General features: G+C 59.1%; 14 protein-coding genes and 1 tRNA gene. 11 read left to right on the forward strand and 4 right to left on the reverse strand.

Translation table 11 applies throughout. The features are described 5' to 3' along the window. From truB to ACQ4W6_RS05570, 8 genes are all read left to right on the forward strand, one after another. Positions 1-936: a tRNA pseudouridine(55) synthase TruB gene (gene truB, locus ACQ4W6_RS05535; RefSeq protein ID WP_436566182.1), complete on the forward strand. Its 936-nt coding sequence runs from the start codon at positions 1-3 to the stop codon at positions 934-936. Between the two features lie 211 nt (positions 937-1,147). Beyond that, entirely contained in the window at positions 1,148-2,980 is a 1,833-nt protein-coding gene (gene typA / locus ACQ4W6_RS05540; protein WP_436566183.1) for a translational GTPase TypA, read from the forward strand. Between the two features lie 66 nt (positions 2,981-3,046). After that, positions 3,047-4,096 (forward strand): tRNA dihydrouridine(20/20a) synthase DusA, encoded by a 1,050-nt coding sequence (gene dusA / locus ACQ4W6_RS05545; protein WP_436566314.1) that lies wholly within the window; start codon positions 3,047-3,049, stop codon positions 4,094-4,096. Beyond that, positions 4,096-4,284: a hypothetical protein gene (locus ACQ4W6_RS05550; RefSeq protein ID WP_436566184.1), complete on the forward strand. Its 189-nt coding sequence runs from the start codon at positions 4,096-4,098 to the stop codon at positions 4,282-4,284. Before dusA ends, ACQ4W6_RS05550 begins: the two co-directional genes overlap by 1 nt. A gap of 544 nt (positions 4,285-4,828) precedes the next feature. Next, a complete protein-coding gene (locus ACQ4W6_RS05555) occupies positions 4,829-6,589 on the forward strand; it encodes a methyl-accepting chemotaxis protein (protein WP_436566185.1) in 1,761 nt (586 codons plus the stop codon). A 59-nt stretch (positions 6,590-6,648) separates the two neighbouring features. Continuing rightward, entirely contained in the window at positions 6,649-6,996 is a 348-nt protein-coding gene (locus ACQ4W6_RS05560) for an energy transducer TonB (protein WP_436566186.1), read from the forward strand. A gap of 168 nt (positions 6,997-7,164) precedes the next feature. After that, a complete protein-coding gene (locus tag ACQ4W6_RS05565) occupies positions 7,165-7,737 on the forward strand; it encodes a hypothetical protein (RefSeq protein WP_436566187.1) in 573 nt (190 codons plus the stop codon). Between the two features lie 151 nt (positions 7,738-7,888). Beyond that, positions 7,889-8,272, forward strand: coding sequence for a hypothetical protein (locus ACQ4W6_RS05570; protein WP_436566188.1), 384 nt, complete (start codon positions 7,889-7,891; stop codon positions 8,270-8,272). Between the two features lie 399 nt (positions 8,273-8,671). On the opposite strand, the gene ACQ4W6_RS05575 is transcribed toward ACQ4W6_RS05570, so the two are convergent. The 3 genes from ACQ4W6_RS05575 to ACQ4W6_RS05585 form a co-directional block, all read right to left on the reverse strand. Continuing rightward, positions 8,672-9,121: a hypothetical protein gene (locus ACQ4W6_RS05575; protein ID WP_436566189.1), complete on the reverse strand. Its 450-nt coding sequence runs from the start codon at positions 9,119-9,121 to the stop codon at positions 8,672-8,674. 263 nt (positions 9,122-9,384) lie between these two features. Further along, positions 9,385-9,660, reverse strand: coding sequence for an FxDxF family PEP-CTERM protein (locus tag ACQ4W6_RS05580; protein WP_436566315.1), 276 nt, complete (start codon positions 9,658-9,660; stop codon positions 9,385-9,387). A 197-nt stretch (positions 9,661-9,857) separates the two neighbouring features. Then, a complete protein-coding gene (locus tag ACQ4W6_RS05585) occupies positions 9,858-11,969 on the reverse strand; it encodes a TonB-dependent receptor family protein (protein ID WP_436566190.1) in 2,112 nt (703 codons plus the stop codon). Positions 11,970-12,255: 286 nt separating this feature from the next. On the opposite strand from ACQ4W6_RS05585, the gene ACQ4W6_RS05590 reads away from it, so the two are divergent. The 3 genes from ACQ4W6_RS05590 (at position 12,256) to ACQ4W6_RS05600 (ending at position 13,462) form a co-directional block, all read left to right on the forward strand. After that, complete coding sequence (locus ACQ4W6_RS05590) at positions 12,256-12,708, forward strand: response regulator (RefSeq protein WP_436566191.1); 453 nt, start codon at positions 12,256-12,258, stop codon at positions 12,706-12,708. A gap of 164 nt (positions 12,709-12,872) precedes the next feature. Then, a complete protein-coding gene (locus ACQ4W6_RS05595; RefSeq protein ID WP_436566192.1) occupies positions 12,873-13,133 on the forward strand; it encodes a type II toxin-antitoxin system Phd/YefM family antitoxin in 261 nt (86 codons plus the stop codon). A 2-nt stretch (positions 13,134-13,135) separates the two neighbouring features. Continuing rightward, entirely contained in the window at positions 13,136-13,462 is a 327-nt protein-coding gene (locus ACQ4W6_RS05600; RefSeq protein WP_436566193.1) for a type II toxin-antitoxin system RelE/ParE family toxin, read from the forward strand. Positions 13,463-13,644: 182 nt separating this feature from the next. On the opposite strand, the gene ACQ4W6_RS05605 is transcribed toward ACQ4W6_RS05600, so the two are convergent. Continuing rightward, positions 13,645-13,720 (reverse strand) — tRNA-His (locus tag ACQ4W6_RS05605). Positions 13,721-13,763: the final 43 nt, after the last annotated feature.

Genomic DNA, 13,763 nt, shown 5'->3' on the forward strand with positions numbered 1-13,763 from the left:
GTGGCCGGACCGAAGAAACCGCCCGGCATCAAGCGGGTGCGCGACCTGGTCGATGGCGTCTTGCTGTTAGATAAGCCCGTGGGCTGGTCCAGCAACGATGCCCTGATCAAGGCCAAGCGCGTCTTGAATGCCAAGAAAGCGGGCCATACGGGCACGCTGGACCCGTTCGCCACGGGTTTGCTGCCCTTGTGCTTTGGCGAGGCGACCAAGTTTTCCCAGGATTTGCTGGAAGCCGATAAAACCTACGAAACCCTGGTGCACCTGGGGCAGACGACGAATACGGGCGACACCGAGGGCGACGTGCTGGAAACGCGCGACGTCAACGTGACGCAAGAGCAGATTGAGGCCGTGCTGGCGCAGTTCCGCGGGCCGATCATGCAGACGCCGCCGATGTACTCGGCCTTGAAACGGGACGGCAAGCCCTTATATGAGTATGCCAGGGCTGGCATCACCCTGGAGCGCGAAGCGCGCCCGGTGACCATCCATCAGCTGGAGTTTCTCGGCTACGAAGCCCCGTTCCTGAAATTATCGGTGATGTGCAGCAAGGGCACGTATATCCGCGTGCTGGGCGAAGACATCGGCAATGCCCTCGGTTGCGGCGCGCATCTGAACGCCCTGCGCCGCACGCAAGTGGGCAGCTTGAGCCTGGCCGGCGTGGTTACGCTCGATGAGCTGACGGCGCATGCCGCACCGCTCAGCCTGCTGGCGCCCGTCGATGCCTTGCTGTCGAGTTTTCCAGCCGTCCAGTTGAGCGAAGAATTGGCCAAGCGTTTCCTGCATGGCCAGCGCATTGCGCTGGGCAAGGAAGACGTCGCTGTGCCCGGCGAGCCTGGCCGCGTGCGCGTGTACCACGACAGCAAGCTGCTGGGCACGGGCCAGTTGCAGGAATACAGCATCCTGGCGCCCGAGCGCTTGATCGCCACGGCGCATGAATGAGTAAGTCACGCGCAAGTCATCTTGACCGGCGACACTGTTAGCCCGGTGTCGCTTTTTTAAATAATCCGCCCCCGACTGCGGGAGCCGCCAGCATTTTTAGATAGCGTTGCAACGCAACATGCTATACTACGCGGTTCCGGAAATAGATTAGCATTCGGGTATCTCGTACACCTCCGTACGCATCCGCAGTTTCTTAGTAACTACTACGACCATGTCAAATACAAAACGCGCAATTCGTAATATCGCCATTATCGCCCACGTTGACCACGGTAAAACTACCCTGGTTGACCAACTGCTGCGCCAATCCGGCACCTTCCGTGAAAACCAAGCGGTCGACACCCGAGTCATGGACTCGAACGACCTGGAAAAGGAGCGCGGCATCACGATTCTGTCGAAGAACTGCGCTGTTGAGTACGAAGGCACCCACATCAATATCGTCGACACCCCAGGCCACGCCGACTTCGGCGGCGAAGTGGAACGTGTGCTGTCGATGGTTGACTCGGTATTGCTGCTGATCGATGCACAGGAAGGCCCGATGCCACAAACCCGTTTCGTCACGCGTAAAGCGCTGGCACTGGGTCTGAAGCCTATCGTCATCGTCAACAAGATCGACCGTCCAGGCGCGCGCCCGGACTGGGCCATCAACCAGACGTTCGAACTGTTCGACAAACTGGGCGCTACCGAAGAGCAACTGGACTTCCCTATCATTTACGCTTCGGGCCTGAACGGCTATGCCGGCCTGACCGAAGACGTGCGCGGCGGCGACATGAAACCGATGTTCGATGCCATCCTGCAACACGTGCCTGTCCGTGATGACAATCCGGAAGGCCCGCTGCAGATGCAAATCACCTCGCTCGACTACTCGTCGTACGTCGGCAAGATCGGCATTGGCCGCGTCAACCGCGGTACCGTCAAGGTCGGCCAAGACGTGCTGGTCATCAATGGCCCAGGCGCCACGCCTGTCAAAGGCCGCATCAACCAGGTGCTGAACTTCAAGGGCCTGGAGCGCGTGCTGGTGGACGAAGCTGTCGCCGGCGACATCTGCCTGATCAACGGTATCGACGAAATCGGCATTGGTTCGACGCTGTGTGCCCCGGATACCCCGGAAGCGCTGCCGATGCTGACCGTCGACGAGCCAACGTTGACCATGAACTTCATGGTCAACAACTCGCCACTGGCTGGCCGCGAAGGCAAGTTCGTGACCTCGCGTCAATTGCGTGACCGTCTGGACCGCGAACTGAAAGCCAACGTTGCTCTGCGCGTGGCGCCGACCGACGACGACACGATCTTTGAAGTATCGGGCCGCGGCGAATTGCACCTGACGATTCTGATCGAAAACATGCGTCGCGAAGGTTTCGAGCTGGCCGTATCGCGTCCGCGCGTGGTCTACAAGATGGTCGATGGCGTACGCCACGAGCCGTTTGAAAACCTGTCGGTCGACGTTGAAGAAGTCAACCAAGGCGGCGTCATGGAAGAACTGGGCCGTCGTCGTGGCGACCTGCAGAACATGGAATCGGATGGCAAGGGCCGGGTGCGTCTCGAGTATCTGATCCCGGCGCGTGGCCTGATCGGCTTCCAGGGCGAATTCATGACCCTGACCCGCGGCACCGGCCTGATGAGCCACGTATTCAACGAATACGCGCCAGTCGATAACACCCGTGGTGAAATGGCTGGCCGTCGTAACGGCGTGCTGATCTCGCAAGATGACGGCGCCGCTGTTGCCTACGCCCTGTGGAAACTGCAAGACCGCGGCCGCATGTTCGTGGTCCACAACGATCCAGTGTACGAAGGCATGATCATCGGCATTCACTCGCGTGACAACGACCTGGTCGTCAACCCGATCAAGGGCAAGCAGCTGACCAACGTGCGTTCGTCGGGTACCGATGAAGCCGTGCGCCTGGTACCACCAGTGCAAATGTCGCTGGAATACGCGGTGGAATTCATCGCCGACGACGAACTGGTAGAAATCACGCCGAAGTCGATCCGTCTGCGTAAGCGTTTCCTGAAAGAAAACGAACGCAAGCGCGCCGGCCGCGACGCGTAATTGTTGTAGTGGTGCGGCTGCGTGCCGCACCAACCAGACCCGCTGTGCTTGCATGACCTTGCGGTGATGCGACGCAGCGGGTTTGACGTTTTGGTTCCCCTTTTTTGTAGCGAGCGTATTGTGACTGTCCCAACCCTGCCTTCCCGCCGCCTGTCCGTTGCCCCGATGATGGACTGGAGCGACCGCCATTGCCGCAAGTTCCACCGCGAAATCACGCGCCATACCTGGCTCTACACCGAGATGGTGACCACCGGCGCGCTCATACACGGCGACGTCGAGCGGCATTTGCGCTTCAACGAGGAAGAGCACCCGGTGGCGCTGCAGCTGGGCGGCAGCGACCCGAAGGACCTGGCCGCCAGCGCCAAGCTGGGCCAGGACTGGGGCTATGACGAGATCAACCTGAACTGCGGCTGCCCGTCCGAGCGCGTGCAAAAGGGCGCGTTTGGCGCCTGCCTGATGGCCGAGCCGCAACTGGTGGCCGACTGCGTCAAAGCCATGCGCGACGTCGTCAGCATCGACGTTACCGTCAAGCACCGCATCGGCATCGACGATAGCGAGTCGTACGACTTCGTGCGCGATTTCGTCGGCACCGTGGCCGATGCCGGCTGCAGCACCTTTATCGTGCATGCGCGCAACGCCATCCTGAAAGGCTTGACGCCGAGGGAAAACCGCGAAGTGCCGCCCCTGAAATACGATTATGCCTATCGCTTGAAGCGTGATTTTCCGCAATTCGAGTTCATCATCAATGGCGGCATCAAGACTTTGGCCGAAATCGACCTGCACCTGCAGCACCTCGATGGCGTCATGCTGGGCCGCGAGGCGTATCACAACCCCTACGTGATGGCGCAGTTCGACCAGCGCTATTACGCCGACGATGCGCCCGTCAAGACGCGCGAGCAAGTGCTCGAGGCGATGATTCCCTATATCAGTGCGCAGCTGGAGAGGGAGGCAGGGCGGCTGAAACTGAACGGCATCACGCGCCACATGCTGGGCCTGATGCAAAATCTGCCCGGCGCGCGCGGCTTCCGCCAGACCCTGTCGGATTCGAAGAAACTCGCCTCGGGCGATCCGCGTTTGCTGCTCGAAGCGGCGGCGCGCCTGTTGCTGCCCGCCTGATGGCCGGCGGCGGCGCTTGCGCGCCGCGCCAGTGCCTGCTGGACGACGGTTTTGGGCGCGAACTGGACGATGTGCTGGGCGGCAAGCCGCACTGGCATCAACTGGTATCCTCCGGTCAGCGCAGTCTGGCCGGCCAATTGGGCGCCATCTGGAGCGTCTTTGTCATAGGCGTGGCCAGCCACGCCTAAGTCCTGCATTGCAGCTGGGATAGCTGATCCTGGTTGTCTAGATATGCGTCATGGCGTATTGGTATTATCCGCCACACCCCTCCCTCTGCCGTTCCCATAAAAATGATGTCATATGGCTATGCTATGTGTTGTAAATGCGCATTTTCAGCGCACGCCCGCACTGTCATGGGGCATTTCTGCTTGGCAAGAATCGGTCTTGTTGCCATTTCCCCGAAGAAAGTTAATCTGCAACTTATTCAGGCACTTATTGCTTGCTTTGAGGCAAAATTTACACCTATAATTGATTATAGGAAAATATTTCTCTTATGAATGTTTGATGTTGATCTCATATCAACGGTGTCAAAACTTCAGTGTGTTGAACAAATTTGCATTCGCAGTCACGGGTTTTTCAGTGTTGCTGCAGACCAGGAAGTACCTCAGGCTGCGTGCGGCCGGATAGCGCCAACTGACCGACAGGCAGAGGCGCACACCGGCGTCTCGCGGCCTTCGTCTTGTCGTGCCGGGCAAAATTCTTATCAATAGTTTTCATTTACGAAGAGCCGAAATGAATTTAGCAAAAATGAAGGTTGGTACTCGCCTGGGCCTGGGATTCGCCCTGGTATTGGTTCTGCTGGTGGCCGTCACCGTAGTCGGCATTGCGCGCATGGCGCAAATCCAGGAACGTCTCGATCACGTAATCAATGTCAACAATGTCGTCACCCGCCTGGTGATCGACATGCGTGGCAACGTCAGCGACCGCATCACCTCGCTGCGCATTTTGACCTTGATGACAGACGCCAGCGATATGGAGCCGGAGATGGCGCGTATCAAGGCGCAAACGACGACCTACCAGGACACGCAGAAAAAGCTCGAAGAGAAATTTGCCGCCGAGTCTATCCCTGAAGAAAAAGCCTTGCTGACCGCGATCAAGGAATATGAAGCCGCTGCCATGCCGGCCATCGCCAAGGCGTCCGCGCTGTGGATGGCCAACGATGCGGAAACCGCCACGCGCGTGATGATCAAGGAAATCCGCCCGGTACAGAAAAAATGGATGGAAGCGCTGGAACAGCTGGCCGTCCTGGAAGACAAGCTCAATGCGCAAATGCAATCGGATGCCCGTACGGCGTTCGACAGCGCGCGCCTGTTCATGATCATCCTCGGCGCACTGGCCGTGGCGATGGGCGTGGCGGCAGCACTGGTGATTACCCGTGGCCTGCTGAAGCAATTGGGCGGCGAACCTGACTATACGGCATCGATCGCCGGCAGCATCGCCAATGGCGACCTGTCGATCGGCATCCACACGCAGCCCTCGGACACCAGCAGCCTGCTGGCGGAAATGAAGGAAATGCGCAACAGCCTGGTGGGCATCGTTGGCCAGGTGCGCGTCGGGACGGAAGCTATCGGCACGGCCTCGCGCGAAATTGCCGACGGCAATCTCGATTTGTCGTCGCGTACGGAAATGCAGGCCAGCGCGCTGGAAAAAACCGCCTCGGCGATGGAAGAGCTGACTTCGACCGTGAAGCAGAACGCCGACAATGCGCGCGAAGCCAACAAGCTGGCCGCCACCGCTTCCGACGTGGCGATCAAGGGCGGCTCCGTGGTGTCGCAAGTGGTCGATACCATGAGCTCGATCAATGAATCGGCGAAGAAAATTGTCGACATCATCGGCGTGATCGATAGCATCGCCTTCCAGACGAATATCCTGGCGCTGAACGCGGCCGTGGAAGCGGCACGTGCCGGCGAACAGGGCCGCGGCTTTGCCGTGGTGGCGTCCGAAGTGCGCAACCTGGCCCAGCGTTCCGCCAGTGCGGCGAAAGAAATCAAGATCCTCATCGACGATTCGGCCGAGAAGACCGAACGCGGCACGCGCCTGGTGGGCCAGGCCGGCGTGACGATGGGCGAAGTGGTCGACAGTGTGCGCCGCGTAACGGACATCATGAGCGAGATCGCCAGTGCCAGCCAGGAGCAAAGCGCCGGTATCGAGCAAGTCAATATGTCGATCATCGAGATGGATGGCATGACGCAGCAAAATGCGGCCCTGGTGGAGCAGTCTGCTGCTGCGGCGCAAAGCCTGCAGGACCAGGCGGCGGAACTGTCGCACGTGGTCAGCATCTTCAAGCTGGTCGAAGGCGAAGAAAAGCCGGCAGCGTATGTGCCTGTCCCCGTGGCCGTCGCGCCCGTCGCCGTGCGCAAGCCGGCGCCAGCATTGCGCCCGGTCAAGTCGCTGGCACGCAAGGCCGTAGCCGCCGCGCCAGTGGCAGCTCCAGCGCCACGCAAGGCGGCAGCGGCCAGCAGCACCAGCAATGACGAGTGGGAAGAGTTTTAAGCGCTGCGGGCAGCACACAGGAATTGTAATTACCGTATCTGATAATAATGGGGAAGCACATGTTTGAGAATAAGCGTTTTTTGAGTGTTGCAGCAGCCTTGCTGGTGTCCGTCTCTTCGGCCGCATTTGCTGCCGAAGTGCCAGCGTCGTTCGATGCCAAGAACTGCAAGGCTGACTATCCGAAAGCCTCGCTGATGAACGAAGAGCAGGGCACCGTGACGATGTCCTTCCTGGTCAATGCCGATGGCAGCGTTGCCGATTCGAAAGTCGACAAGAGCAGCGGCTTCAAGAATCTGGACAAGGCCGCCATCAAGGCCTTGTCCGCATGCAAGTTCAAGCCAGGCACCAAGGATGGTGCTGCAGCGCAAACCTGGACCAAGGTCGATTACGCCTGGAAACTGGACTGATCCAGCTGCCACCGGGAGGCTGACTCCCTGATGTTGCCTTATCCGATACGGGTAGCGCTTGCAAAGGCGCTGCCCGTACTGTTATGTGCGCCAGGAAACGGCGCCATTGCGCCAGACTCTGTTACCCTCGGGGCATATCATCGCGGCTCCCGCCAGAAGAGGTTTATTATGCAACGCACCCTGATACTGTCTACGTTCGCCGCTTGCGCCCTGTTGCTGTCTGCCTGCGCTTCCCTGGGAACGCCACCGGGCTTGCAGGCGGGACAAACCGTGGCCATCGTCAATAGCCTGAGCTGGGACAATCCCCTGAACGGCAAACGCGATGGCGTGCGCACCAGCTGGCCTGTCAAGCACGGCACGATTGCCACTGAGGTTTTCCCGCTGGCACAATTGAAGCAGTGCGATGCCGCCGGCAAGGCGTGCGCCTGGGGCGTGATGCGCGCCAGGCGCAGCGCGCCCGCGCTGGCGTATGCCGATGGCGGCGTCAAACTGGCACTCAGCGTGGCCATCGACGTGGCGCGGCGCCAAGATGCGCGCCAGGGCGAGACGCAAACGGCCATGGCCATTCCGCAGGATGTGGCGGCCATCGTTGGCCAGCAGCAGGTGCAGCCCAGCTGGAAGTTGAAGTACGGCAAGGTCGAGCAAGTCGATCTCGATTACGGCGTGCGCTACCAGGTGTGCGTGCAGCGTTACGATGCGGCCGGCAAGGCGATCGACACTTGCGAGATTCCATTTATTTGAGGCAATACCCTGTGCGGGCTGCTTGTGGCGGCATTGCCACACTTCATGTTGCAGCGTGCGTAGGCGTGTAACAATCGGTAAAAGCGCAGCAAAGCACCGCGTTATTTCTTATAGTACTTAATTAGAGGTAGTACAAATGAGGAGAATTGCGATGAAAACCCTGTTGGCAGTAATTTCGCTGGCCGCCTTGGGTGGCTGCGTCGTGGCGCCCCCCGGTCCCGCGTACTACGGCTCGCGCACGCCACAGGCCGCGTATGACCCGTATCAATGGCGCACGGTGTCGTCCGAGCCGGTGCAGTCATCGCGGGTGGTGGGCCAGCCGCGCGTGGAATACACGAATGAGCCGGTGTATGAACAGCAACAGCCCGTCTACGTGCAGCAGCCCGTATACGTGCCAGCGCCCGTGTACGCGCCACAACCGTATTATTACAACCCGCCCGTGTCGATCGGGCTGGACTTCATGTTTGGCTTTGGGCGCTACGGTGGAAACCGTGGTGGCTGGGGCGGGCATGGCCGGCATCACGGCCGCCGCTAACGAGCAGGCAAGAGATAGGCAAGAGACAGGCAAGAGACAGGCAAGAGACAGGCAAGAGACAGGCAAGAGACAGGCAAGAGACAGGCAAGAGACAGGCAAGAGACAGGCAAGAACGCCTGCTTGCCGAATTTTATCTTAGTGGAAATACACCGCAGTCTGGTGCAATACGTCTGCCGAGCACAGGATATACACCGCCGCCGCTGCCAGACCTATTTGCAAGGCGCCAAAGCTGATCGGGAAGAGGCGGGACATGGCGTACTCCTCAATGGTTTGGGGCGTCTGGACGTGGTGGGTATGCTTTCATCATAAGATGAGTTGATGCATACCGGCATCAGATGACTGTCCGCCACGATGTAGGACAATACCTCGTCGCTGGCTTGCGCGCCCCGCTTCTGCCCATCAGCGATTTTTCCAGCGCACCACTGGCTCGTCCGGCGCCGTGTCGAGCACGTTCGAGACCGTCAGCCAGTGCGTCAGGCGTTCCGGATGCTTGATGTTGAAACCCATGCCGTCGATGATGCCGACCTGTTCCAGCATGCGCGCATCGATCTTCGCCTTCGACACCGTGGGCGCACCCATGACCATGCGGTCGTATGCCTTGCGCGCCTTGTGTTCCCACTTGTGCAGGTTGCTTTCATCGAAACGGTTCGCCTCGAAATACACGGTCAGGGTGCCATCGAGATTGCCGAAGCCGACAATGCCGGCGCCTTTGCGGATGGTCGTGGTGGAGTCGAGGTCAAATTGCGCGGTGGGCACGAAAATGCCGGCGCGGCCATCGACATCGGGACGGCCAACGGGGGTATCCTTGCCGTAGGAACTGGTTTCGGTGATGGTTTTTTCTTCAGCCATGGTGCGTGCTTGGTGGTGGTGTCAGGCGCGGAAGCAAGCCCGGCATCGCCAGCCATCCTGTTCAAAAAATGCGTACTGATGATCAGGGCGCGGTAGCGGCCCTGGCGGAGCGATGCCAGGCATTGCTGGATATAAGTAGCGCTATTGTAGCCCTAATCTAGTTCTTTTAGGCAACATTTCCTGAAATTGTAATGGCGTGCCGCGGCATGAAAAAGCCGCCCGGCTGTGCAGCGGGGCGGCGGTTTCGCGACGCCTGGCAAGAATCAGGCGGCGCTCTTGCGGCGCGCCATGAAGCCCAGCAAGCCCAGGCCCAGCAGCATCATGGCGTAGGTTTCCGGTTCCGGCACGGCGGCCATCACCGAGACGTTGTCCAGGTAGGAGCCGTAGGTGGGCGCGGAGGCCGGACCGATCGATTCGAAGCGCAGCAAGGTCGACGAACCGACCGCAGTCAGGTTCTGGCTGTACGTCTGCCAGATGCCGTCCGTCTGGCCGACCAGGCCCGTTGGTGTGAGCAGGGGGGAACCCCAGTAGACATTCATCAGGCTATTCGCGCCGCCTGGGGTGTCGGGACGGCCAGAGTAGGCGAACGACAAGGTGTAATTGGTGCCCGCCGTGGTGGCGATGGCTTGCGAGGTGTGCGACAGGCTCTCGGTATTGAGTTCCAGGTATTGCGTGCCGGCGGCGGTGGGATTGAAGCCGCTCAAGCCGCCTTGCGTGGTGCCGTCGTGCGCGGGGATCAGAATGCCAGGCGGCCTTGCAGGTAGACCATGCGCGGTGCGCCCACCATCTTGCCCAGGTTGGCGTCGGATGTGCGCGTGAAGTAGCGCTCGTCGGTCAGGTTGTTGATGCCGGCGACTAGTTCCAGGCCATTTTGCCCCGGCACTGTCCATTTTGCCTGCATATTCCAGGTGCGGTAGCCGGGAATGACGCCCACATCGCCCTTGGCGCTTTCCGCCACGGTGTTGGCATCGTCGGCGAACTGGCGGCTCTGGTGGCTGCTCGACAGGTCGAAGCCCCACGCGCCCAGTTGATAATGGGCGCCGACGGTATCGGTGTTGCGCGCGTAATAGGGTACGTCATTGCCCGCATTCACGCCGTCTTGCAAAGTGGCCTTGGTGTAAGTGTAGGTGGCGTAGGCATTCAATCCGGCCAGCGGGCCGGACTTGTCGAAGTGGTAGTCCACTGCCGATTCCAGGCCCCGGTGGTGCGTGGCGCCCACGTTGTAGAAGGTGACGTTGCTGCCGCTGCCGATGGACTGGATCTGGTTGTCGAACTTGATATTGAACAAGGTCGCCTCGGCCGACAGCTGGCCGCTCTTCCAGCGTGCGCCCAGCTCGGCCGTCTTCGCCAGTTCCGGTTGCAGTGGATTCTTGCCCGACTGCGAATTGAGCTGCGTGTTTTGCACGGCGCCAAACGAGCTGTTGTAGTTGGCAAACAGGGTCGTATTGTTGTTCAATAAATAGGCCACGTTCAGCGACGGCAGCGCCTTGTTGTTGAGCAAATCGATCGTTTCATCTGCCGGCAAGTGATTGATGCGCTCCGTCTTGATGTGTTCGTAGCGCACGCCCGGCGTGATGCGCCAGGCACCGACGGCGATCTTGTCGTCGATATACACGGCTTGCGCATCGGTGGCGTTGTCGGCAAAGCGCGTCGGCGCCTGCTGCACGCCGCTGGCGATGACGACGTTGTAGACGCTTTCATCGGCCCGCTCAGCCAGGTAGCGGTAGCCGACGGTGACGTCCTGCGAGACCTTGCCGGTGACGAAGCGCTGGGTGTAGCGGGGCTCGACGGCCATGGTTTCATAGTTGCGCGGCTGGTGGCCCATGCCCGTGCTGGTGGCGTTGACCAGCGTGCTCTGGCGCGAACTCTTGTAATAGTAGGCGCGCACTTCGACTTCCTGCGCGCCGGACATGGCGTTCAGGTAGCCGATGTCGAAGGCCTTGCGCTCGCCACTCCAGAAGTCGCCGCGGCGCGTATTCTGGAACGGATCGGCCTTGTATTGCGCCACGCTCAGGCCGCCTGGCGTGCGCGACGTCACGTCGTAATAGGACAGCTTGGCGTAGATTTCGGCGGTAGGGCTCAGGTCATAGCGAAATTTCAGGGCGAAGTCGTTGACTTTTTCATCGCTGGCGACGCGCCAGTCGCTGCCGTGGATGCCCGAGTACAGCACCGCCAGGCCCAGACCATTGTCGAGCTCGGTGCCGGCAAAGACGCTCGCCTGCGTGTTGTGGCCCACTTCGCTGTACGCGTTGTAGCGCACGCTGGCGTCGCCCGTGATGCCCGGCGTGGTGGGCACGCGGCGCGTCTTGAAGTTGATGATGCCGCCCACGTTTTGCGGGCCGAAGCGCACGGCGCCGCCGCCGCGCACGACGTCGACCGTCTCGACATTGGCCAGGCTGACGGGGGCGAACGACAGTTGCGGCTGGCCATAAGGGGCCACCGACATCGGAATGCCATCGAGCAAGACCGTGCTGCGCGGCGAATAGCGCCCGGCCAGGCCGCGCACGCCGATATTGAGCGACACGGCGCTGCCGGCGCTGCCCGAGTTATCGCTGATCTGCACGCCGGGAATGCGGCGCATCACGTCGCTGATGCTGGACGCGCCCGAGTTTTCGATGTCGTCCTTTTGTACCACGGTGCGGGCACCGGCAAAATTTTTCGTGCTGGCGGCCATGCTGGTGCCCAGCAAGTTGCTGCTGACCTGGATCGATTCGAGGATGGGGCCGGCGTTATCGGCAGTCTTCGCTTCCTGCGCCTGTGCTGCAGCGGGCGCGCCCAAGCAGGTGAGGGCGATGGCCAGCGCGCATGGGCGCAGCGAGAAGGGAATGGGGGAAAAAATGGCAGCCATGCATGAATCTCCGTAATGACAATGTTTGCGCGTTCGCTCAGGCGGCGTGACAACAGCGTGGCGTAGGCATTCGGCGCAAGGGGATAAGAATGATAATGATTCTCATTTTATCCGTCAATTGCGCAAACTGCCTAGGGCTGCCTTTATGGCGGGGAAATGGAGAAGTGTTGCTGGCGCGGTACAGCGGGCGCCAAAATTGCCGTTTGGCTACAGTGCTGGGGTGCGATGTCATTCGGCGTGCTTCTTGTATACTGGTGTTTTAGCAGCCGTCGGACGTGAACGTACAATGAGCCAGACAACTGAACACCAGGCGCCTCCAGCCAGCTCCACGGTGGAGCGCCGCCAGGGCGAGCAGCCAGCCGTTGCTGCGCGCAAACTCAATCTGCTGGTGGTCGACGACAACCAGGAAGTGGGCGAATCGCTGGCCATGCTGCTCGAAGTGCTGGGCCACCACGTGGTGGTGGTGCGCAACTGGCAGATGGCCGTCGAGCAAGTCAAGCTGTGCGTCCCCGACGCCGTCTACCTCGACATCGAAATGCCCGGCGTCAGCGGCATCGAAATCGGCCGCCGCCTGCATAACAACCCCGACACAGCCCACGCCGTGCTGATCGCCGTCACCGGCCACAGCCTGCCCATGTACATGGATGACGCGCTGGCCGCAGGCTTTCGCCACTTCCTCGTCAAGCCCGTGCGCCTGGACGACCTGGCGACGACGGTGGAGTCGGTGCTGGCGGGGTGATCTTTTTTTGCTATTTATTGACGGTCAATTCCCGGCGATCCGAACATGACAGGCACGCATGACAAGAATCTCCCCTGAGCAAGCTGTAACTGACCGTTATCACACCCTTGACAGGGCTGAATTCAGTTCGTATTCTGTCCATGCAGCCTACCCAAGGAGTCGCTATGTCCCTCGCAAAACACATCAGGCCCATCACTTACCTGAAATCCAGCGCAGCAGAAATTGTTAAGGAATTTGCTATTAATCCTGAGCCCATCATCATCACTCAGAATGGCGAAGCAAAAATGGTGGTAATGGACATTGCAGAATATGAGAAGCAGCAAGAGACTATGGCTTTACTCAAACTGCTTGCTCTTGGAAAAAAAGAATTCAAAGAAGGCAAATTTAGTGATGCCGAAGCCTTCCTTGATGAAATGGACGATTGATTGTGACAAGAAAAATCGTTGTCCTTGATAGTGCCAAAGAAGAATTCAAGGACATCAAGAAGTATGTCAAGACGAAATTTGGCGATGCATCTTGGTATAAAGCTAATGCTGAATACAAAGACTCCATTCAGGAAATCAAGAGAAATCCTCACATTGGCAGCTACATTGATGAATTAAAAGAAATTGGCATAACAAACGTCAAATACACCTTGGTTCATCAGACAAAAATTGTGTATGAGTTTGACGATGACCTGATTCTTATTCACATGTTCATCAACACAAAAAGAGATTTCAGAACCCACCTGTTCAAAAGACTCTTTAGTCAATAAATTCAAGAAGAAAGACATTTGCTGTGGCAACCTAAGTTCAGGCAGGCCAAGAGTAGGTGGGTTGCGTTTAAAAGATGGCGCCGGCCTTATCGTGCGTTGGAAATGCAAAAAAACGTCGGAAAATGCAAAAAAAAGGGTTACAAGCCGAAGCGTGTAACCCTTTGATTTTACTTCTTATTCTTTGGGGTGGCTGATGGGGCTCGAACCCACGACAACAGGAATCACAATCCTGGACTCTACCAACTGAGCTACAGCCACCACTGTCTTACTTACCTATTTAGCTGTTTTGCTGAACAGGTGC

The organism is Janthinobacterium woesei (genome assembly GCF_051380875.1).
Classification (GTDB): domain Bacteria; phylum Pseudomonadota; class Gammaproteobacteria; order Burkholderiales; family Burkholderiaceae_D; genus Janthinobacterium.